The sequence below is a fragment of the Fictibacillus sp. EA-CB0309 genome (genome assembly GCF_055814265.1).
Map to the genome: position 1 here is coordinate 2,004,041 of NZ_CP169271.1, position 18,362 is coordinate 2,022,402.

At 39.1% G+C, this 18,362-nt stretch carries 15 protein-coding genes, 6 pseudogenes and 2 riboswitches; of the genes and pseudogenes, 13 read left to right on the forward strand and 8 right to left on the reverse strand.

The annotated features are described in order from the left end of the window. Positions 1-87 precede the first annotated feature (87 nt). Both msrA and ACEWFH_RS11255 read left to right on the forward strand, forming a co-directional pair. Positions 88-612, forward strand: coding sequence for a peptide-methionine (S)-S-oxide reductase MsrA (msrA, locus tag ACEWFH_RS11250; RefSeq protein ID WP_473724134.1), 525 nt, complete (start codon positions 88-90; stop codon positions 610-612). Between the two features lie 124 nt (positions 613-736). Continuing rightward, positions 737-1,063: a DUF1697 domain-containing protein gene (locus tag ACEWFH_RS11255; RefSeq protein ID WP_473724135.1), complete on the forward strand. Its 327-nt coding sequence runs from the start codon at positions 737-739 to the stop codon at positions 1,061-1,063. A 247-nt stretch (positions 1,064-1,310) separates the two neighbouring features. Here ACEWFH_RS11255 and ACEWFH_RS11260 read toward each other — a convergent pair whose 3' ends face one another. Continuing rightward, a complete protein-coding gene (locus tag ACEWFH_RS11260; RefSeq protein ID WP_473724136.1) occupies positions 1,311-1,841 on the reverse strand; it encodes a TetR/AcrR family transcriptional regulator in 531 nt (176 codons plus the stop codon). 95 nt (positions 1,842-1,936) lie between these two features. Here ACEWFH_RS11260 and ACEWFH_RS11265 point away from each other — a divergent pair, with 95 nt between their 5' ends. After that, complete coding sequence (locus tag ACEWFH_RS11265) at positions 1,937-2,281, forward strand: VOC family protein (protein WP_473724137.1); 345 nt, start codon at positions 1,937-1,939, stop codon at positions 2,279-2,281. Between the two features lie 34 nt (positions 2,282-2,315). On the opposite strand, the pseudogene ACEWFH_RS11270 reads toward ACEWFH_RS11265, so the two are convergent. Both ACEWFH_RS11270 and ACEWFH_RS11275 read right to left on the reverse strand, forming a co-directional pair. Beyond that, a pseudogene (locus ACEWFH_RS11270) lies at positions 2,316-3,022 on the reverse strand (DUF421 domain-containing protein). 168 nt (positions 3,023-3,190) lie between these two features. Beyond that, the gene (locus tag ACEWFH_RS11275) at positions 3,191-3,370 is read right to left on the reverse strand and encodes a hypothetical protein (protein WP_473724138.1); all 180 of its coding nucleotides are present in this window, start codon (positions 3,368-3,370) and stop codon (positions 3,191-3,193) included. 36 nt (positions 3,371-3,406) lie between these two features. Between ACEWFH_RS11275 and ACEWFH_RS11280 the strand changes: the two genes are divergently transcribed. The 4 genes from ACEWFH_RS11280 (at position 3,407) to ACEWFH_RS11295 (ending at position 6,718) form a co-directional block, all read left to right on the forward strand. Then, a complete protein-coding gene (locus ACEWFH_RS11280) occupies positions 3,407-4,012 on the forward strand; it encodes a LysE/ArgO family amino acid transporter (RefSeq protein ID WP_473724139.1) in 606 nt (201 codons plus the stop codon). Positions 4,013-4,175: 163 nt separating this feature from the next. Further along, positions 4,176-5,414 (forward strand): LVIVD repeat-containing protein, encoded by a 1,239-nt coding sequence (locus tag ACEWFH_RS11285; RefSeq protein ID WP_473724140.1) that lies wholly within the window; start codon positions 4,176-4,178, stop codon positions 5,412-5,414. Continuing rightward, a complete protein-coding gene (locus ACEWFH_RS11290; RefSeq protein ID WP_473724141.1) occupies positions 5,384-5,539 on the forward strand; it encodes a hypothetical protein in 156 nt (51 codons plus the stop codon). The genes ACEWFH_RS11285 and ACEWFH_RS11290 overlap by 31 nt, the downstream gene beginning before the upstream one ends. A gap of 117 nt (positions 5,540-5,656) precedes the next feature. Beyond that, positions 5,657-6,718: a DmpA family aminopeptidase gene (locus ACEWFH_RS11295; RefSeq protein ID WP_473724142.1), complete on the forward strand. Its 1,062-nt coding sequence runs from the start codon at positions 5,657-5,659 to the stop codon at positions 6,716-6,718. Between the two features lie 71 nt (positions 6,719-6,789). Here ACEWFH_RS11295 and ACEWFH_RS11300 read toward each other — a convergent pair whose 3' ends face one another. The 3 genes and pseudogenes from ACEWFH_RS11300 to ACEWFH_RS11310 all read right to left on the reverse strand — a co-directional run bounded on the left by ACEWFH_RS11300 (position 6,790) and on the right by ACEWFH_RS11310 (position 10,467). After that, entirely contained in the window at positions 6,790-8,136 is a 1,347-nt protein-coding gene (locus ACEWFH_RS11300; protein WP_289495401.1) for a GntP family permease, read from the reverse strand. Positions 8,137-8,154: 18 nt separating this feature from the next. Further along, positions 8,155-9,692, reverse strand: a pseudogene (gntK, locus tag ACEWFH_RS11305) (gluconokinase). Positions 9,693-9,735: 43 nt separating this feature from the next. Next, on the reverse strand, positions 9,736-10,467 hold the full coding sequence (locus ACEWFH_RS11310; RefSeq protein WP_473724143.1) for a GntR family transcriptional regulator: 732 nt from the start codon (positions 10,465-10,467) through the stop codon (positions 9,736-9,738). A 316-nt stretch (positions 10,468-10,783) separates the two neighbouring features. Here ACEWFH_RS11310 and ACEWFH_RS11315 point away from each other — a divergent pair. Next, positions 10,784-11,012 (forward strand): annotated as a pseudogene (locus ACEWFH_RS11315) (IS3 family transposase); the annotation flags it as partial. A 67-nt stretch (positions 11,013-11,079) separates the two neighbouring features. On the opposite strand, the gene ACEWFH_RS11320 reads toward ACEWFH_RS11315, so the two are convergent. Together ACEWFH_RS11320 and ACEWFH_RS11325 are read right to left on the reverse strand one after the other, a co-directional pair. Beyond that, positions 11,080-12,399 (reverse strand): homocysteine synthase, encoded by a 1,320-nt coding sequence (locus tag ACEWFH_RS11320; protein WP_473724144.1) that lies wholly within the window; start codon positions 12,397-12,399, stop codon positions 11,080-11,082. 122 nt (positions 12,400-12,521) lie between these two features. Then, positions 12,522-12,625, reverse strand: a riboswitch (SAM riboswitch). Between the two features lie 42 nt (positions 12,626-12,667). Further along, on the reverse strand, positions 12,668-13,564 hold the full coding sequence (locus tag ACEWFH_RS11325; protein ID WP_473724145.1) for a sulfite exporter TauE/SafE family protein: 897 nt from the start codon (positions 13,562-13,564) through the stop codon (positions 12,668-12,670). 212 nt (positions 13,565-13,776) lie between these two features. Continuing rightward, positions 13,777-13,881, forward strand: a riboswitch (SAM riboswitch). 87 nt (positions 13,882-13,968) lie between these two features. Between ACEWFH_RS11325 and ACEWFH_RS11330 the strand changes: the two are divergent. The 5 genes and pseudogenes from ACEWFH_RS11330 to ACEWFH_RS11350 all read left to right on the forward strand — a co-directional run bounded on the left by ACEWFH_RS11330 (position 13,969) and on the right by ACEWFH_RS11350 (position 18,360). Further along, positions 13,969-14,111, forward strand: a pseudogene (locus ACEWFH_RS11330) (YezD family protein). Between the two features lie 95 nt (positions 14,112-14,206). Beyond that, positions 14,207-14,919 (forward strand): annotated as a pseudogene (locus ACEWFH_RS11335) (phosphoadenylyl-sulfate reductase). A gap of 27 nt (positions 14,920-14,946) precedes the next feature. Next, on the forward strand, positions 14,947-16,143 hold the full coding sequence (gene sat, locus ACEWFH_RS11340; RefSeq protein WP_473724146.1) for a sulfate adenylyltransferase: 1,197 nt from the start codon (positions 14,947-14,949) through the stop codon (positions 16,141-16,143). Further along, complete coding sequence (gene cysC / locus ACEWFH_RS11345; protein ID WP_473724147.1) at positions 16,109-16,708, forward strand: adenylyl-sulfate kinase; 600 nt, start codon at positions 16,109-16,111, stop codon at positions 16,706-16,708. The genes sat and cysC overlap by 35 nt, the downstream gene beginning before the upstream one ends. A gap of 25 nt (positions 16,709-16,733) precedes the next feature. Beyond that, positions 16,734-18,360, forward strand: a pseudogene (locus tag ACEWFH_RS11350) (nitrite/sulfite reductase). Positions 18,361-18,362 lie beyond the last annotated feature (2 nt).

The following is an 18,362-nucleotide window of genomic DNA, read 5'->3' on the forward strand; positions in this document are numbered from 1 at the left end:
AACAGGGAAGTTGAATCACTGTTATTTTTAATAAAATCACGTTAAAATCTCTTTAACAATAAAGTTTTGTCATAGGAGGAATGGATTTTGAGCAATAAAGAACTTGCAACATTTGCTGGCGGTTGTTTCTGGTGCATGGTTAAACCATTTGATGAACTACCTGGGATTCATGGTATTGTATCTGGGTATACGGGTGGACAACTTGAAACCCCAACTTACGAACAAATTAAAACGGGTGAAACCGGGCACCGTGAAGCCGTCCAAATTACGTATGATCCGGAGCTTTTTACCTATCAAAAATTATTAGATCTGTATTGGCCGCAAATTGATCCGACTGATGATGAAGGTCAGTTTATTGATCGAGGAAGCCAGTACCGTACGGCGATCTTTTATCATACAGAGGAACAAAAAGAACTAGCAGAGAAATCTCGGAAGGCTTTAGAAGAAAGCGGCCAGTTCAATAAGCCGATCGTAACGGAGATTCTGCCAGCAAGTGAATTTTATGAAGCAGAAGAGTATCATCAGAATTTTTACAAAAAGAATCCTAAAGCATACAAAGAAGAGCGTGAAACGTCTGGTAGAGACACGTTTATAAACGAGAACTGGAAGTAGATTACCGTAATAATATTATGTAAACTTATTTAAAAGAGGCTTTAGTCATAAGTCTCTTTTTTGTATGCTCCTAAAATTTTTAAAACTATGATACGTTAAAGTTAATAAGAATTCTTTAGAGGTGATGAGTATAAAAACGTATATAGCTTTGTTAAGAGGAATTAACGTCGGCGGTCATAAAAAGATCAAGATGGAGGAACTGAGGAAGCTTTTTGAGGGTTTGGGATATGAAAGTGTAACGACGTACATACAAAGTGGAAATGTTATCTTTCAATCTAATAAGTTTGCTGCTGATATTGTGGAGCAACTCGAAAAAGAGATCGAAGCAGGATTTGAGTTTTCTGTAACAGTTGTAGTAAGGACGTCAGAACAATTTCAGGAAATCATTCATAAATGTCCATATGATCCTGAAACTTTTACAGAAGGGAAAGCCTTCATGTTTCCTTTTTAACCTATACCCCTTCAGCAGAAAAGGTTTCTCAACTTGAGTATTTTGATAGTGGTATAGACGAATATAAGATCATAAATAACGAGATTTATTTATACTTAAGGCAAAGTATACGACATTCAAAATTAGCCATTCAGCTTTCCAAGTTAGGTGTGCCAGCTACTGTTCGAAATTGGAATACGGTTAAAAAGTTAGGTAGTTTAGCTGATGAGAAAGAGCGAATTTGAAAAGAACTAAAAAAGCACGTCCATTAGCGTGCTTTGTTCTGTATCATCTTCTCGCTAAACCAATTTAACGCTTTTTTTGCATCTTCGGGTGACATACCTTGAGATACGTTTTTTAACGCAGACCGCCAGACGGAAGAAAGAAGAAATTCTACTCCTTCTACTAAATTCTCTCCTAAAATTTCTTTGAACAGGATGGCTACTAGGTCTCGATTAGAGCTATAATCGGGCTCACTTAGTAGTGTGCACACATTTAGTTTTACTGCAGCATTAAAACCTACTATCATTGCAGATTTAAGTGACGTTAATGAGTCGTCATGAACATCTGCAGCACCTTCCATTCTGCTCGTTATTCTTCTTTCAATTTCTTCGCGTACAACTTTATACAGTTCGATCTTATTTCCAAAATGATGATATAGAGCTCCAGTTGTTACGCCTATGGATTTAGCAAGTTGTTGGACATTTACTCCTTCATAGCCGTGCATCCCAAACTCTCTTATCGCTTGGTTTAATATTTTTTCTCTTATTGAACCTGGAATTGGAATATTTGATTTCATGATTAGAGTATATCATGTTGACACATTAACGTAAATGATTTACGATTTACATAAATTGTTTATGTGCTAAAAAATGGAATAAGGAGCGTTGTCACATGAAGTTAGTTTTTCATTCTCAACCAGTAAAAGACATGAAGAAAGCCGTAATTTTTTACCGTGATGTGCTAGGGATGGAAGAAGCGTGGAGAGAAGGCGATCATACAGTAGCTTTTAAGACAAATGCAGATACTCAAATTTTGCTCGAAGATGATAATGGGGAACATGAATTTGGGCCAGGTAGCGTTTTTTTAGTTGATAGTGTTGATAATTACTTCAAAGAAAATAATCGAGCGCTTTCTTTTGTCAAGAAGCCATGTGATATCCCTCCAGGTCGATATGCTATTTTCAGTGACGATTCAGGAAATCCAATCAGAATAATTGATATGTCAAAAAGGTCTTGAAGCCTTGTAGATCCTACAAGGTTTTTTTCTGGTCTTATTCCACATCCAAAGGCGACTTAAGCTGATCATCATGTGTATCTATATAAAGTTTATTGCTGCTGGTCAATAAGGCATAAACAACTTTTTCCGCTGAGAGGTTGCGCTTTATGAGTTCGTTTTGCAGCCACTCATAAGAGATGTTGTTTTCTTTTAAGTTGTTCTGTAAGATCTCGCCATCCATAATCAACTCAATCGGCAGTTTTACTTCAGGTTTGTACATATTTAAGTCTTTACGCGTAACGTTAAGGTGCTGCTCTTTTTCTTTACAGATAGCAGTCCGTTATTTTCAACGAGAGCATAATCCACTTCGTCAACAGAAAAGATATCTTTTTGCCTAAGCTGTTGATTTAAATAATCGAGTGTGTAGCGCATTTTCTTCATGTTGTGTTCGAGTATCTTGCCATTTTCTATTACGACAGTTGGATCACCAGCTACAAATTTTCTAGCTCTTTTGCTTTTTAATGAAAGATAAGCAGAAAGGTAGATCAGGACTACAAAAATTACTAGTCCGAGGAAGATATAGCGAGCTTTGATTTCAAGCGCAAATGAGAGGTTTGCTGTAACAGAACCAAGTGTTACAACCGCGATGAAGTCAAAGATTGTCATTCTGGAAACAGTATGTTTGCCTAGTATCCGGGCTGCAACATATAAAGCGATAAAAGCAACAATAGTACGTATCACAACATCTATATAAGTGTTCAAAGACTTCACTTCCAATAACCAGCATTATTTATCATTTATTATTCTTTTTATCCAAATAAATTGAATTTAAGACTGCACTAGAAATAGGTCATAAGGATTTATGGTGATCTGGACTTATCTGTTAACGAATAAAAAAACGCACAGAATTTATACTGTGCGCTTCAAACTTCACGATTTGGTTTTCTTGTACTGATTCAACACATGAACCATTCCTTCTTCGATAAGTTCATTTGCTGGCTTATCCAGTTTTTTTGCTAAAGTTTTAATTTCTGAGTACAGTGAATGACTTAATGTGGTATTTACATTTTTACGGTCATGATTTTTCTTTCGTATTTCACTCGTATACATCTAGCTACCTCCACTTCAAAAGGAGTTGATTTTCATTTGGCTCATGCTTTCATTCATGGCATTCTTTTAGCTTTTGGACTGATCTTGCCATTAGGCGTACAAAATGTTTTCATTTTTAACCAAGGTGCTCAACAACCATCGTTCTGGAGAAGTCTTCCTGCTGTTGTAACTGCTGGTGTTTGTGACACCATATTAATAGTGTTAGCTGTAACAGGGATATCGGCTATTATTACTGCTTTTAGCACGCTTAAATTGTTATTAATGATTGTTGGTATTTTCTTTTTATTGTATATGGGGTGGTCGATTTGGTCTAGCAAAACGAACACGGAAACCTCTCAATCTAGCATGCAGCCTAAACAGCAAATCATTTTCGCCGCAACTGTATCCCTTTTAAATCCGCACGCTATTTTAGATACCATTGGTGTGATTGGTACGAGTTCACTGGCCTATTCAGGATCTGAAAGGCTAGTGTTCACACTAACTTGTGTCGCGGTGTCATGGCTCTGGTTTATAGGATTGGCATTAGCAGGAAGAACGATTGGGAGAATAGACTCTGGGGGAACCATCTTAAATCTTATTAATAAAGTATCAGCTATCATTATTTGGTGTATTGCAATATACCTAGCAACTATTATTTTTTAAATAATCTAGTTCTTTAAGCATCCTCTGAAACGTTGAGTGCAACTATCTACTTACAAATACTAGAAAACAATAATTGTTAAATCCTTCCTTTGACTCTAGGTTAATTCGCTGAATTTTGAAATAATTTAATTCAGTAGCGAACTAAAATCACTGGGAGGTACATATGAACAGAAAATTTGTGTTAAGTCTTAGTCTTGCAACAGCCTTAAGTATTGGGAGTATTGGTTCATTTGTTTTAGCTCATGATGAATTAGGATCGGATATTATTGAAAAGGGAACAGGCCCTGGTTATGAAGCCATTGAATCAACGATTGAAGGATCTCAAAGTTTTAACTGGAAAGAGGTAGCAGCTGTACAAATCAAAGAAAAAAACGGCAAACAGAATAACACAGCTGACGTTTATGTACATAAAGGTTTCGCGTACACTGGAACACATACGAAAAGTGGTGGTGAAGGCGGAGTTCGTGTTTGGGATGTTAAGGATCCATCAAATCCTAAAGAAGTAGCATTGTTTGCAGATGATATCCCTGGGACATGGCAAGAAAAAGTAATCGTGAAACGTGTTAGTACAAAACACTTTCAAGGGGACTTAGCCGTTGTATCTGTTCAGCAACTTAATCGTAAAGCAGAAGACTCTGTTGGAGGGTTTCTTTTATATGATGTAACGAATCCTTATCAGCCAAAAAAGCTTGGATTTTGGGAGCTTGATAAGCGTGTTACTGGAACACATGAACTGTATTTAACGGAGCAGGGTGGCAAACCATATGTTTTGACTGCAAATCCATACGCTGATTATTATACACATGGAGAGCAAAAGGACTTCCAAATTGTTGATGTGAGCAACCCAGCTTCACCACAAACGATTTATCAGTTTGATCCTCGTGAATTACCAGAAGTGCCAGAGAATTTTGACGGCTATAACTGGACAGATTCGAATGGAAAGCAGCGCGCTGTATTTAACCACAGTACGATGGCTGATGTAAACGGTAAAACAGCTTATCTGTCTTTCTGGGACTTAGGTACAATCGTATTAGATTTGGAGAATCCGGAGAACCCAACCTATTTGGGAAGAACAACATTTAGTGCAACACAGCAAGGATCTGCTCACTCTGCTGCTCTTGCTAAAGGCGGAAATGTGTTGATCGAAACGCGTGAAGTGTATAATCCTACAAAAGCAGGCTATGAACAATCTTATGGCTATACACGTATTTTTGATATTAAGGACAAGAGAAATCCTAAGCTATTAAGTGAGTTTAAAACAGAGCTTGTTGACGATGTTCAGTATGGTGTCACGTTTGCAAACACTGTTCACGATCCGAAAGTACATGGCAATACACTGTACCTTTCACATTATGGCGGAGGGTCCGTTCAGTGGATATTACAGATCCTAGCAATCCTGTAGAACTCGGTAAATATATCCCTGAGAAATCAAACATCTGGGGTGTTGATGTAGCAGGTAACTATGTCTACGCTTCCGATATGGGAACAGGGTTAAAAGTTCTTAAACTCACAAACGGGGAGCAATAAACGAACGATATGAATAATAACAAAAGTCCAATTCGGTGAAATTGGGCTTTTTGTATGCAAATTTTTAGTACAAAGTGTAAGCTGTTTACAGATAAAAAGAAGAGAGTGATCTGTCATATGAATCAACAAATGAGATTACGTGACTATGGGATAGTGATTGGACGTATGGAAACAGGGACCTTTAACTCAATAACGGATGTTGAGGGGGTGACGGTTGGACAAGTTACCCTTAGCGAAGGCAACATGCAAACAGGTGTAACAGCGATCCTACCTCATCAGGGAAATACGTTTAAAGAAAAACTGATTGCTTCTAGCCATGTTATTAATGGTTTTGGGAAAACGATGGGGACCATTCAGATAGAAGAACTGGGTGTACTTGAAACACCCATTCTCCTTACAAACACGTTAAGTATCGGGACAGCTGCAGACGCACTTATTCAATATATGCTGGAGAAAAACCCTGAGATTGGAAGAACCACGGGTACTGTAAACCCAATCGTAGGAGAATGTAATGATATGCTGCTGAATGATATTAGGGGACAATCCGTTAAAAAAGAACATGTCTTTCAAGCTTTGCAACATGCCTCAACAGAGTTTTTAGAAGGCAGTGTTGGAGCTGGTACAGGTATGCTTTGTTATTCTTTAAAAGGTGGAATCGGCACGTCATCGAGGCGAATTCCATTAGATCATGGAGATTATACAATCGGTGTACTTGTTTTATCCAACTTTGGTATTCTGAGTGATCTGATGATAAAGGGACGAGCTATTGGTCTGGAGTTAAAAGAAGCACTCCTTAAGTCGTGGGAAGAAAAAGATAAAGGTTCTGTGATGATCATTATTGCAACAGATCTTCCCGTTTCTGAACGACAGCTTAACCGAATTGTAAAAAGATCAGTAGCAGGTTTGTCTAGAACGGGATCAATCATAACCCATGGAAGCGGGGAAGTGGTGATTGGTTTTTCCACAGCTACTAAAATACCTCATGACAAACCCGCCCAATGTATAACGATTCCAACGATTCATGAAGAGGATATGGATATTGCATTTCGTGCAGTCAGGGAGGCAGTTGAAGAAGCTGTGTTAAATTCATTGGTCACCGCTACCCATGTTATAGGTAGAGATGGAAATGAACGACCTGCTTTTAAAGATCTATTGAAGGAATTTAATATTCCGTTATAGTGAAGGCGAATAAATTTATAGGCTTAATAAAAGCCCTATCAGAAATATGATCTGATAGGGCTTAAATCTTTTTATACAAACAAACTCAATAATAAGATAAATCCTAATCCAGCTACTGAAATAATGGTTTCTAGCAACGTCCAAGTTGCAAACGTTTCTTTCATACTTAAACCAAAGTATTCTTTGAACATCCAGAAACCAGCATCGTTTACGTGTGAGGCAATCAAACTGCCAGCACCTGTTGCAAGTACCACTAATGCAAGGTTCACGTCAGTTTGACCCAATAAAGGAATAACGAGCCCAGCAGTTGTTAAAGCAGCAACCGTTGCAGAACCTAAAGAGATACGAAGGATGGCTGCAATCATCCATGCAAGTAGAATGGGTGAGAATGTAGTGTCTTTAAATAAATCAGCTACATAGTTACCAACACCACCGTTGATCAGAACTTGTTTGAATGCACCACCGCCACCGATAATCAATAGCATCATACCAATGTGTGTAATCGCTGTTGTACATGAATCCATAACGGTTTTAATCGGGATATTTCTTGCAAGTCCCATTGTATAGATTGCTACTAATAATGATATCAACATGGAAGTAGAAGCATCACCTACAAAACGAACGATTTCAAATGTTTTGCTATCCGCGATTCCCATTGTGTTTTGAACCAAGGTAATAATGGTTGCGATAGACATTAAGATAACGGGAAGCATTGCTGTAAATACAGAGATACCAAATGAAGGTGTGTCTTCTAATTTAAATACTTTTTGTTCACCTAATGATGCAATGTTACCTGTTTTATTAAATGAATCCGGAACAATTTTTTTAGCGATCTTCGTAAATACTGGACCTGCTAGGATAACAGTTGGAATCGCAATAATGAAACCGTAAAGTAACACTTCACCAATGTTAGCACCAAATTCTCCAGCAATAACGGTTGGTCCTGGATGTGGAGGCAGGAATCCGTGTGTTACGGATAACGCTGCTACCATTGGAATACCAAGATATAGAATAGAAACGCGTAATTGTTTTGAAATCGCAAATACGATTGGAATCAATAATACTAAACCTACTTCAAAGAATAGAGCAATACCGATAATGAATGAAGCAACAACGATCGCCCATTGAATTTTCTTCTCTCCAAATTTCTCAATTAAAGTAATGGCAATTCGTTGTGCACCGCCGGCATCAGCAATTAATTTACCTAACATGGCACCAAGTCCAAAGATTAACGCTAGATGGCCAAGTGTTCCCCCTAATCCCGCTTCAATAGATTTAACAATTTCGCCAAGCGGCATTCCAAGTGCTAACGCGACACCAAATGAAACGATGATCAATGAAATAAACGTGTTTAATTTGAAATACATGATTAATAGTAATAACGCTAAAATTCCACAAGCTACAATAAATAATGGCATGATAAGATCCTCCTGATGTTATTTTTCTCTATTGCTTAAGCTTCTTTGATAAGCTGCAATACGTGTATAATCTTCTTCAAGTTTTCTAGATAAACGAATAAAGATCGGTAATAATTCTCTATACTCTTTTACAGCTTCTTCATTAGGTGTGTGTTTAAAAGTACTGCCAATCATTTCAGAAGCGGCTTCAAATGACTGTATTTTTCCTGTAGCATATAACCCTAGAATACAAGCTCCTAAACAGGAACTCTCATAAACTTCTGGTACAGCCACTTCTGTATCAAATATATCTGACATCATTTGACGCCATATCTCCGAACGTGCAAACCCGCCAGTTGCTTGAATACGGGTTACAGGCTCATCCATGCATTCTACTAATGCTAAGAACACCGTGTATAAATTGTAGATCACACCTTCTAAGGCAGCTCTTATCATATGTTCTTTTTTATGAGACAGCGTTAGTCCGAAAAATGAACCTCGTACATCTGAATTCCATAATGGAGCACGTTCCCCAGCAAGGTAAGGGTGGAATAACAATCCATCAGCGCCAGGACTCACGCGTTCAGCAATCTTGGTTAGAATTTCGTAAGGATCGATTCCTAATCGTTTTGCTGTTTCTAATTCCGATGCTGCAAATTCATCTCTAATCCACCGTAGGACAACGCCGCCATTGTTAACAGGCCCGCCGATTACCCAATGGTTTTCGGTTAGAGCATAGCAAAAGATTCTGCCTTTTTCGTCTGTCTGCGGCTGGTCAATGATAGTTCGAATGGCACCGCTTGTACCAATCGTGACAGCAATCTCGCCTTTGCCAATCGCATTGACACCAAGGTTAGATAACACACCATCACTTGCCCCTATGACAAATGGTGTTTGTGAATCGATACCAATCTGTTTCGCTAAATCTAAATGACAATTTTTGAAAACAGCAGTTGTAGGGACTAAATTAGAGAGTTGATCACGTGTGATACCTGTGATTTTTAATGCCTCTTCATCCCAATCCAACTTTTTTAAGTTCATCAAGCCCATCGCCGAAGCTAGAGAATGATCAACAACATATTCATTAAAGAACTTTTGAAAATGTACTCTTTAATCCCAATATATTTTTTAGCATGGGCAGCAATTTCAGGATAATCATTTACAATCCATGAGATTTTGCTTAATGGACTCATCGGATGAATCGGAGTACCTGTTCGTTTGTAGATTTCATGACCATTCAGTTCTTCTTTTATCTTTCTAGCCCACGCTTCACTGCGATTGTCAGCCCATGTGATGCAAGGTGTTAATGGCTGATCGTTATGATCCATCGCAATAACACTGTGCATGGCACTGCTAAATGAGATAAACAATATCTCTTCAGGTGAACATTTTGATTGTTTTACAACATTTGTAAGGGTTTGCAAAACAGTTTGAAAAATTTGTTCAGGATCTTGAACAGCTGTTGAAATATCAGGCGTATGAAGCGGATAACCGATATTCTCTTGTGCAACCACCTCACCATTTTCACTGAATAAAACAGCTTTCGTGCTCGTGGTACCGATGTCGACTCCTACCATATAGCTTTTTCTTTGCTGTGTACCGTCGATATCTAACATTTATTTACTCCTTTTCTTGCTCCCGTGCTCTTGATAGCATTTGTTGTGACATCCATAGATCATCTACTTTTCCTTGTACGTCATCAAAGTTTTGATGCAGAGATTGAATCATGATGTCTCTGTTTTTTGTGGAAATCGCATCAATATAAAGTTCATGGTTTTTCACGATACGGGATAGATCGTCGTACTTTTCATTAAAATGCATGCGCATCGATAATAGAATGAAACTTTCCATTACTGGTTTTGTGTTACTCCAGATCATCGTAATGTAGGAGTGATCGATGGCCCTAATGATGGTTTCATGAAATAAGACATCCTGAAAGGCGAACTCATCAGCGTCTTTGTACTTGATGGCAATTTGCATCATTTCTAAGATCTTGTTGAGCTCTCTCTCTAATTCGGTTGTGTCAATCTTGACTAGACGTTCAAACACGAATGTTTCAATAAGTAGTCGAACATCGTAGATCTCTTCAACTTCTTTTTCTGTTATTCCAGTGACGACTGCACCCATGCGTTCTAATCGAATAAGATTTTCGTTTGCAAGAACTTTTAATGCTTCACGAATAGGTGAGCGGCTTACATTATATTCAGCAGCTAATTTATTTTCAGATAATATGGTACCGCTTTCAATAAGTCCCGAAATGATTCTCATTCTTAGCTCGCATGTTACACGTTCACCGGTTGAGGCTTTAGATAACCATTTTGCAGGATAAAGAGAATCCTTTGATTCGTTCAATAAAATAACCTCCTTTGAGAAGAACGAGTATACTTGTATACAAGTATTATAGTACATGCTTTCTAAAATGCAAGCGCTTTATATTAATGAATGATTCAATGAAGGATGGTAAATTATGTGAGGCTATCGGTTACGATGTTCATTGTATAGGGGGTATATGAGGTTTTAGCGGTATAAATGGTGGATGTATCGGTGGGGTTAGATTTAGTGGTGAAGTTCAAGGATTTATAAGCAAGAGAGTAATAATTATAGGCTGTTTTTGTAAACTTTGTTGTTATTGGAAGTGGTTGATTTCCAGGATTGATAAAGCACAGATACACAAAGTATGTCACGCATAGGTCGATGTATAGATAATGGACCGATGGAATCCTTCTGGGGATCGCTCAAATCCGAAAAGTATTATTTACATAAGTATGAGACATTTGAAGACCCATCTCTAGCGATTGATGAGTATATCCATTTTTATAATTATGAATAATTATGAAAGATATCAAAAACGACTAAACGGCCTCAGCCCTCTAGAATATAGAGCTGAAGCCGCTTAATAAGTTTTTATTATTTCCACTGTCTACTTGACGGGGTGCAGTTCAAATGCTCTGAGCTGTTTTAACCTTACAATCCACTCGGAGAAAGAGCGATTGCTTTCAGTGCGTGATCAAGGTCATAGATAAGGTCATCCACTGTTTCAATACCGATTGAAAGGCGGATTAGTTCAGGAGTAACACCTGATTTTCTTTGTTCTTCTTCTGATAACTGCTGGTGCGTTGTGCTAGCAGGGTGGATGATCAGCGATTTCGAATCTCCAACGTTCGCCAGGTGGGAGAAGATGCTTACGTTCTCGATTAATTTTTTACCTTCCTCAACACCGCCTTTAACACCAAACGTAAGAATGGCACCTGCTCCTTTTGGTAAGTATTTTTGAGCTAATTCATAATAAGGACTGCTAGGTAGCCCCGCATAGTTAACCCAGTCAACGGATGGATGGTTTTCTAAAAACTTCGCTACTTTAAGCGTATTTTCAACGTGTCTTTCAATTCGAAGCGCTAACGTTTCTAGTCCTTGGATGAATAAGAACGAGTTGAAAGGTGCGATGGAAGATCCTAAGTCACGCAGCAGCTGCACGCGAGCTTTTAAAATATAAGCAAGTGGACCGAATGCTTCGGTGTACACGATTCCTTTATAGCTTGGATCGGGCTCAGTCAGGCCTGGGAACTTTCCGTTGCTCCAATCAAACTTTCCAGAATCAACGATCACACCACCGACTGATGTTCCGTGACCACCAATAAATTTCGTTGCAGAGTGAACAACTATATCGGCACCGTGCTCAATTGGACGGCACAGGTAAGGAGTGGCTAGTGTATTATCTACAATAAGCGGAACACCCGCTTCATGGGCGATATCAGCAATCGCTTGAATATCTGCCACATCAATTTTTGGATTACCGATCGTCTCGATGTATACTGCTTTTGTTTTTTCCGTAATGGCATCTTTAAACGATTGAAGATTATCGATCTCCGCAAATTGTGTTTGGATGCCGAGTTTTGGAAGTGTTACAGAGAAAAGATTATACGTACCACCATAAAGGGAAGTGGAAGCGACGATCTCATCGCCAGAACCTGCGATATTGAAAATGGCATTTGTGATTGCAGCCTGACCAGAAGCAAGGGCAAGGGCACCAACACCGCCTTCTAATTTAGCGATTGTCTGCTCAAACGCGTCTTGCGTCGGATTCATTAAACGCGTGTAGATGTTCCCGAATTCTTTTAACGCAAATAAGTTAGCAGCATGTTCCGTAGAGTTGAACTGATAAGAAGTAGTTTGGTAAATCGGTACTGCTCGCGCTCCAGTTGTCGGATCTACTTTTTGTCCTTCATGCAGTGAAATTGTCTCAAATCCAAATTGTCTTTCTTCGTTTTTTGCTTGTTCGCTCATTTTCAAATCTCTCCTCAACATTTTTTAATTTTTTGGGCATCCAATTTGAATTCAGATTCAACTTATCCAACAAAAAAGACCTCTTCCAAAAGAAGAGGTCCCGATGATTTCACACGATCGAAGTCTCATCTTTCAGAACGTTAATGTTCTGCTGAAATTAGCACCATGCGTGTACGCTGGTTGCCGGGCTTCATAGGGTCAGTCCCTCCGCCTCTCTGGATAAGAAGATTTGAATATTGAATTAAGATTTATAATACATAGCTCATAATCAATAGTCAACAGAATTTTTTAAAAATTTCGTATTTTTATTTTTGGGGTTGCTTTTTACAGCATAGATTACGCCAACAGCCCAAAAGGCTGCAAGAACAAAGTAGATTGAGAACATCGTATCGGAAGACAGTCCAACAGTAAGAAGGAGTGTTCGAATATTGGTGATGATGATTAATCCTCCCACTAGAACTCCTAAGATATGTGAGGGGATCAAGCGGACAAGCCAAGCTGCGATTGGAGCAGCGATCACTCCGCCGGCCATGAGCGCACCTACCCAAAGCCATTCGACTTGTTCCCACCCGAGTGAGATAAAGAAACCGATAGAAGCTGACACAGCTACAGCAAATTCACTTGTATCGACTGATCCAATCACTTTTCTTGTTTTCATATCTTGCTTTGCCATTAAGACAGGAGTCGTGACAGGACCCCATCCGCCGCCACCCGTTGCATCTAAAAATCCAGCTAACAAACCAAGCGGCAATAGTTGTTTTTTTGTAAAAGGCTTGCTAGTAGCTGCCCGTTTTTCACCAAGCTTAAAAAGAAAACGATACAGAATATAGACACCTAGCAAAATAAGAAAGATTGAAATATAGGGCTTTACTACATCTCCAGGAAGACTGCTTAAAAAACAAGCTCCAACAAAAGCACCAATGGAACCTGGTAGTATTAAACGAAGAACAACCTGACGATCAACATTTCCAAACTTAATGTGAGATATTCCTGAGGCAGCGGTCGTTACGACTTCTGCTAAGTGGACAGAAGCTGATGCAGCCGCTGGGGCTATACCCGCTACTAAGAGCAATGAAGTGGAAGTTACTCCATATGCCATTCCAAGTGAACCGTCGATCAATTGTGCAACAAGTCCGATAAGAGCTAGAACAATTAACTTTTTCATACTTTTCCTCCTCAAAATAAAAAGGCCCTTAACAAGTGATGTTAAGAGCCTTCGGTTTTCCGATCAGCGATGCGGATGAAATTTTAGTTATTACTATATGTTCCAAAAAGACAAAATGTCAACTGTTTGTTTAAATATTTTGTAAAAAAAGAAAAATTAAAAAATAGGTCTTGATATCCGCTTCAGATGTGATATGATTTTTAAAAATTAAACTCTTATCAAGAGTGGTGAAGGGATCTGGCCCGATGAAACCCGGCAACCTGCAATCGTAAGGTGCTAACTCCAGCAGAATGTTTTTACATTTTGGAAGATAAGGTAATACGTTTACCTCCACTATCTTTCCGAAATGGGAAGGTTTTTTTGTTTTTATAAGAGATATTTGACTTAAAAAGGGAGGCAGTGGAGTGGCGAACGAAAATAGTGCAAACGATTTTCTTCCTCAGCTTGAAAAAATGCTGAGCAGTATCAAATTTGGATCAATCACATTAATCGTACAAGATGGAAAAGTAATTCAGCTCGAAAAAACGAGAAGGTAAGAATTAAATAGCTCGCTGACTAGAAAACTAGAGGCGGTTTTAACGAATGGGCAGTGTCCTAAAAACGTTAAAGCCGCTTTTTTAATGGCAAGAAGGAGGTAACAAATTGCTAACGTACGAAACATGGGACAACAAAACCCGTGAATTTAACAGTGATAACCCTACAAAAGGTGCACTGCATGTTTTGAAGTGGGCTTATGAAACATATGAAGATGATTTGGTTTACGCGTGCAGCTTCGGAATTGAAGGAAGCGTCCTTGTTGATCTTGTTCATCAAATAAAGCCTGATGCTCAAATTGTTTTTCTTGATACGCATCTGCATTTTCAAGAAACGTATGAAGTTATTGAAGCAGCGAAGAAAAGATATCCATCTCTTCAGATCAAGTTAAAGACTCCCGCTTTATCTCTTGAAGAACAGGTGAGTAAGTACGGTGAAGAGCTTTGGAAATTGAATCCGAATCAATGCTGCAACATTAGAAAAGTGATCCCTTTAGAAGAAGAACTGAACGGAGTAACAGCCTGGCTTTCTGGCCTCCGCCGTGAACAATCACCTACCCGCCAAAACACACAATTTGTTAATCGGGATGGGCGATTTAAAAGCATTAAGATTTGCCCGCTTATTCACTGGACTTGGAAAGACATTTGGCGTTACGCACACAAAAATAATTTGCCGTACAACAAACTTCACGATAATGGCTATCCCAGTATAGGTTGTGAGCCATGTACACAGGCTGCACTAAACGCAGATGACCTTCGTTCTGGACGTTGGTCTGGTTTAGGAAACTAGAATGTGGCCTTCATCAAAATGAAAGCCAATAAAGAGAAATTTAGGAGGAGAGAAACGTAATGAGTACAATTCAGCCCCACGGAGGAAAATTAATCAGCCGTTATCAGCCAGAGACACCTTATCACCACATACAAAAAGAAATCACTCTCGATGCGACAGCACTTAGCGACCTTGAATTAATAGCTATAGGAGCATATAGCCCTTTAACAGGATTTTTAAATCAAGAAGACTATCAATCTGTTGTTCATGACATCAGGCTAAGTGATGGAACAGTTTGGAGTCTTCCGATCACGTTACCGGTGAATCGTGAAACAGCTGAAGGACTAAGGGCAGGTGAAGAAGTTCGGTTAACGTACGAAGGAGAAACTTACGGAATCCTGCAGGTTGGAGATATCTATACTCCTATTAAGCAAATAGAGGCAGAGAAAGTCTACAAAACTACTGATAACGATCACCCTGGTGTAAAGAAATTGCTAGAGCGTCCTTCTGTATACGTAGGCGGAGACATCACGCTCGTTAAACGTCCTCTGAAAAAGGAATTCAAAGCCTATCATCTCGATCCTAGTGAAACGAGAAAGACGTTTAGTGATTTGGGATGGAAAACAGTAGTAGGCTTTCAAACGAGAAATCCAGTTCACCGTGCACATGAATATATCCAAAAAACAGCGCTTGAAACGGTGGATGGCCTCTTCTTAAATCCGCTCGTCGGTGAAACGAAATCAGATGATATACCAGCTGATGTTCGTATGGAAAGCTATCATGTCCTTTTACAGAATTATTATCCAAGTGACCGTGTCTTCCTAGCTGTTTTTCCAGCCGCAATGCGCTATGCAGGTCCACGTGAAGCGATTTTTCACGCTCTCGTTAGAAAAAATTATGGCTGTACACATTTTATTGTAGGCCGTGATCATGCAGGCGTCGGAAATTATTACGGGACATATGAAGCACAAGAAATCTTTTCACAGTTTACAGCAGATGAGATCGGCATAACGACACTTTTCTTTGAACATAGCTTTTTCTGTAAAAAATGTGAAGCAATGGCCTCTTCAAAAACGTGTCCTCACACAAGTGAAGATCATGTGATTCTATCTGGAACAAAGGTACGAGAGCTGCTTCGTAATGGTGATTTGCCGCCTAGCACATTTAGCCGTAAAGAAGTAGTAGAAGTCTTAATAAATGGGCTAAGAAAACATGAAGAAAATCACCGAAAAGGAGATTCAAATGAGCAAACCTCACAATATAATTTGGCACGATAGCTCGATTACGAAAGCAGACAGGCAAAGGCAAAATAACCATTCTAGTTTTGTACTTTGGTTTACCGGTCTCTCAGGTTCAGGCAAGTCAACCATTGCGAATGCACTCGCAAAAGAACTGTACGAGCGAAACATTCGTAACTATGTACTGGATGGAGACAACATCCGAAATGGATTAAACCGTGACCTATCGTTTTCAGATGAAGATAGAACGGAAAACATTCGCAGAATCTCAGAAGTTTCTAAGCTGTTTGTTGATAATGGAACGGTTGTGCTGACAGCATTTATCTCTCCATTTTTACAAGATCGCGAGAAGGCAAAGGCAATTGTTTCAGAAGAAGAGTTTATTGAAATCTTTGTGGCATGTCCAATTGAAGAATGTGAGAAAAGAGACCCAAAGGGATTGTACAGCAAAGCACGAAATGGTGAAATTCCTGATTTTACTGGAATTGATTCACCTTACGAAGAACCGGTATCACCTGCTCTTACCATTCATACAAACGAACAAAGCATTACCGAGAGTGTGGAAATCATCTTAAACTATTTGATAAACAGGAAGTTGATTTAACTAACGATAAAGGAGATCGAAAACGATGGCATATGAAAAAGCGTGGGCAGATAATCCGAAGATCAATAAAACAGAACAAAAAAGCTCGTAAAAGATGGCTTAAAAATATTTGAAGATATTCCTCATTACGCAGAAAACGGCTTTTCTTCTATTCCGAAAGAAGAATGGGATAGTTTCAAGTGGGCTGGCCTTTATCTGCAGCGTCCTAAAAAAGACGGATATTTCATGATGAGGGTTAATGTTCCATCAGGCATTTTAAGCTATGAACAAGTAAAAGCTCTTGCTTACATTTGTAAAGATTACGGAAGAGACGTGTTCGATATAACCACTCGGCAAGCGATTCAATTTCACTGGCTTACGATTGATCAGATCCCGGATATCTTTAATCGGTTAGAAGCGGTTGGGTTATCAAGCGCTGGTGCATGCGGTGACATTACGCGAAATATCATGGGGAATCCAATTGCTGGCATTGATCCACATGAACTATTCGATACGACTGAGATCGTAAAAGAAGTATATGAGTTTTTTCAGCATAATGAAGATTTCTCTAACTTGCCGAGAAAATACAAAATGTCCATTAGTTCAAATGTGAACAATAGTGCTCATGCTGAAATTAACTGTGTGGCATTTACGCCAGCTTTTAAAGAAATGGAAGATAAAGAGATTCCAGGATTTCATATAAAGATCGGCGGTGGTTTATCATCTAGACCATTCTTAGCACAGCCGCTTGATGTGTTTATTGAACCGCATCAGGTAAAAGAGGTTTCAATCGCGATTACTACCATTTTCCGTGACTACGGTTATCGGGAAAAGCGTCATCTAGCACGCCTTAAATTCTTGATGGCGGATTGGGGACCAGAAAAATTTAAAGAAAAGCTTCTAGAATATACCGGACCGCTTCACTCTAAAGGAAAAGATGCTCTTAAAACATGGAACGGCGGATACTTTTATGGTGTTCATCCTCAAAAGCAAGAGGGATTAAGTTATATCGGTTTTAACGTACCTGTTGGCCGACTTCATGCTGATGAAGTTTTAGAGCTTGCTGAAATTGCGAAGAAATACGGAAACGGTGAAATTCGAACGGTAAATTCTCAAAACTTAATTATTCCTAACGTTAAGCACGAAAACGTCGAGTTGCTTTTACAAGAAGGCATTTTTAAACGCATCACTACACAGCCTTTATCTTTCATTGGTCATTCTGTTTCTTGTACCGGCATCGAGTATTGCAACTTGGCACTCGTTGAAACGAAAGAAAGGATGCGCAGGATCGCAGACAACCTCGATCAGCAAATCACCCTGGATGTTCCCGTTAGAATTCATATGGTAGGCTGCCCTAACTCATGCGGACAGCGTCAGATCGCAGATATTGGTCTTCAAGGCGTATTGTTAAAAACGAAAGAAAAAAGATGGTTCAAGCTTTTGAGATTTATGTAGGAGGCACACTTGATGATGGTGGAAAGTTTAACGAAAAGCTTAAAGGAAAGTTCCATGCGGATTCACTAGACGAAGTACTTTTCCGCTTCCTCACTACATTTAAGGATACAAAGCTTCCATCAGAAAGCTTTTTTGACTATATAAACCGACTTGGGCTTGAACAGCTTCAGAAAGAACTGGACCGAATTGCAGAAGAATTAGAAGAAAAAGTCTCATAAGA

Coding starts and splice junctions, on each gene's coding strand:
- cysC (WP_473724147.1), top strand. CDS start 16,109: ATGAGCAAACCTCACAATATAATTTGGCACGATAGCTCGATTACGAAA.
- sat (WP_473724146.1), top strand. CDS start 14,947: ATGAGTACAATTCAGCCCCACGGAGGAAAATTAATCAGCCGTTATCAG.
- ACEWFH_RS11300 (WP_289495401.1), bottom strand. CDS start 8,136: ATGCCATTATTTATTGTAGCTTGTGGAATTTTAGCGTTATTACTATTA.
- ACEWFH_RS11260 (WP_473724136.1), bottom strand. CDS start 1,841: ATGAAATCAAATATTCCAATTCCAGGTTCAATAAGAGAAAAAATATTA.
- ACEWFH_RS11320 (WP_473724144.1), bottom strand. CDS start 12,399: ATGAGCGAACAAGCAAAAAACGAAGAAAGACAATTTGGATTTGAGACA.
- ACEWFH_RS11295 (WP_473724142.1), top strand. CDS start 5,657: ATGAATCAACAAATGAGATTACGTGACTATGGGATAGTGATTGGACGT.
- ACEWFH_RS11255 (WP_473724135.1), top strand. CDS start 737: ATGAGTATAAAAACGTATATAGCTTTGTTAAGAGGAATTAACGTCGGC.
- ACEWFH_RS11275 (WP_473724138.1), bottom strand. CDS start 3,370: ATGTATACGAGTGAAATACGAAAGAAAAATCATGACCGTAAAAATGTA.
- ACEWFH_RS11325 (WP_473724145.1), bottom strand. CDS start 13,564: ATGAAAAAGTTAATTGTTCTAGCTCTTATCGGACTTGTTGCACAATTG.
- ACEWFH_RS11265 (WP_473724137.1), top strand. CDS start 1,937: ATGAAGTTAGTTTTTCATTCTCAACCAGTAAAAGACATGAAGAAAGCC.
- ACEWFH_RS11285 (WP_473724140.1), top strand. CDS start 4,176: ATGAACAGAAAATTTGTGTTAAGTCTTAGTCTTGCAACAGCCTTAAGT.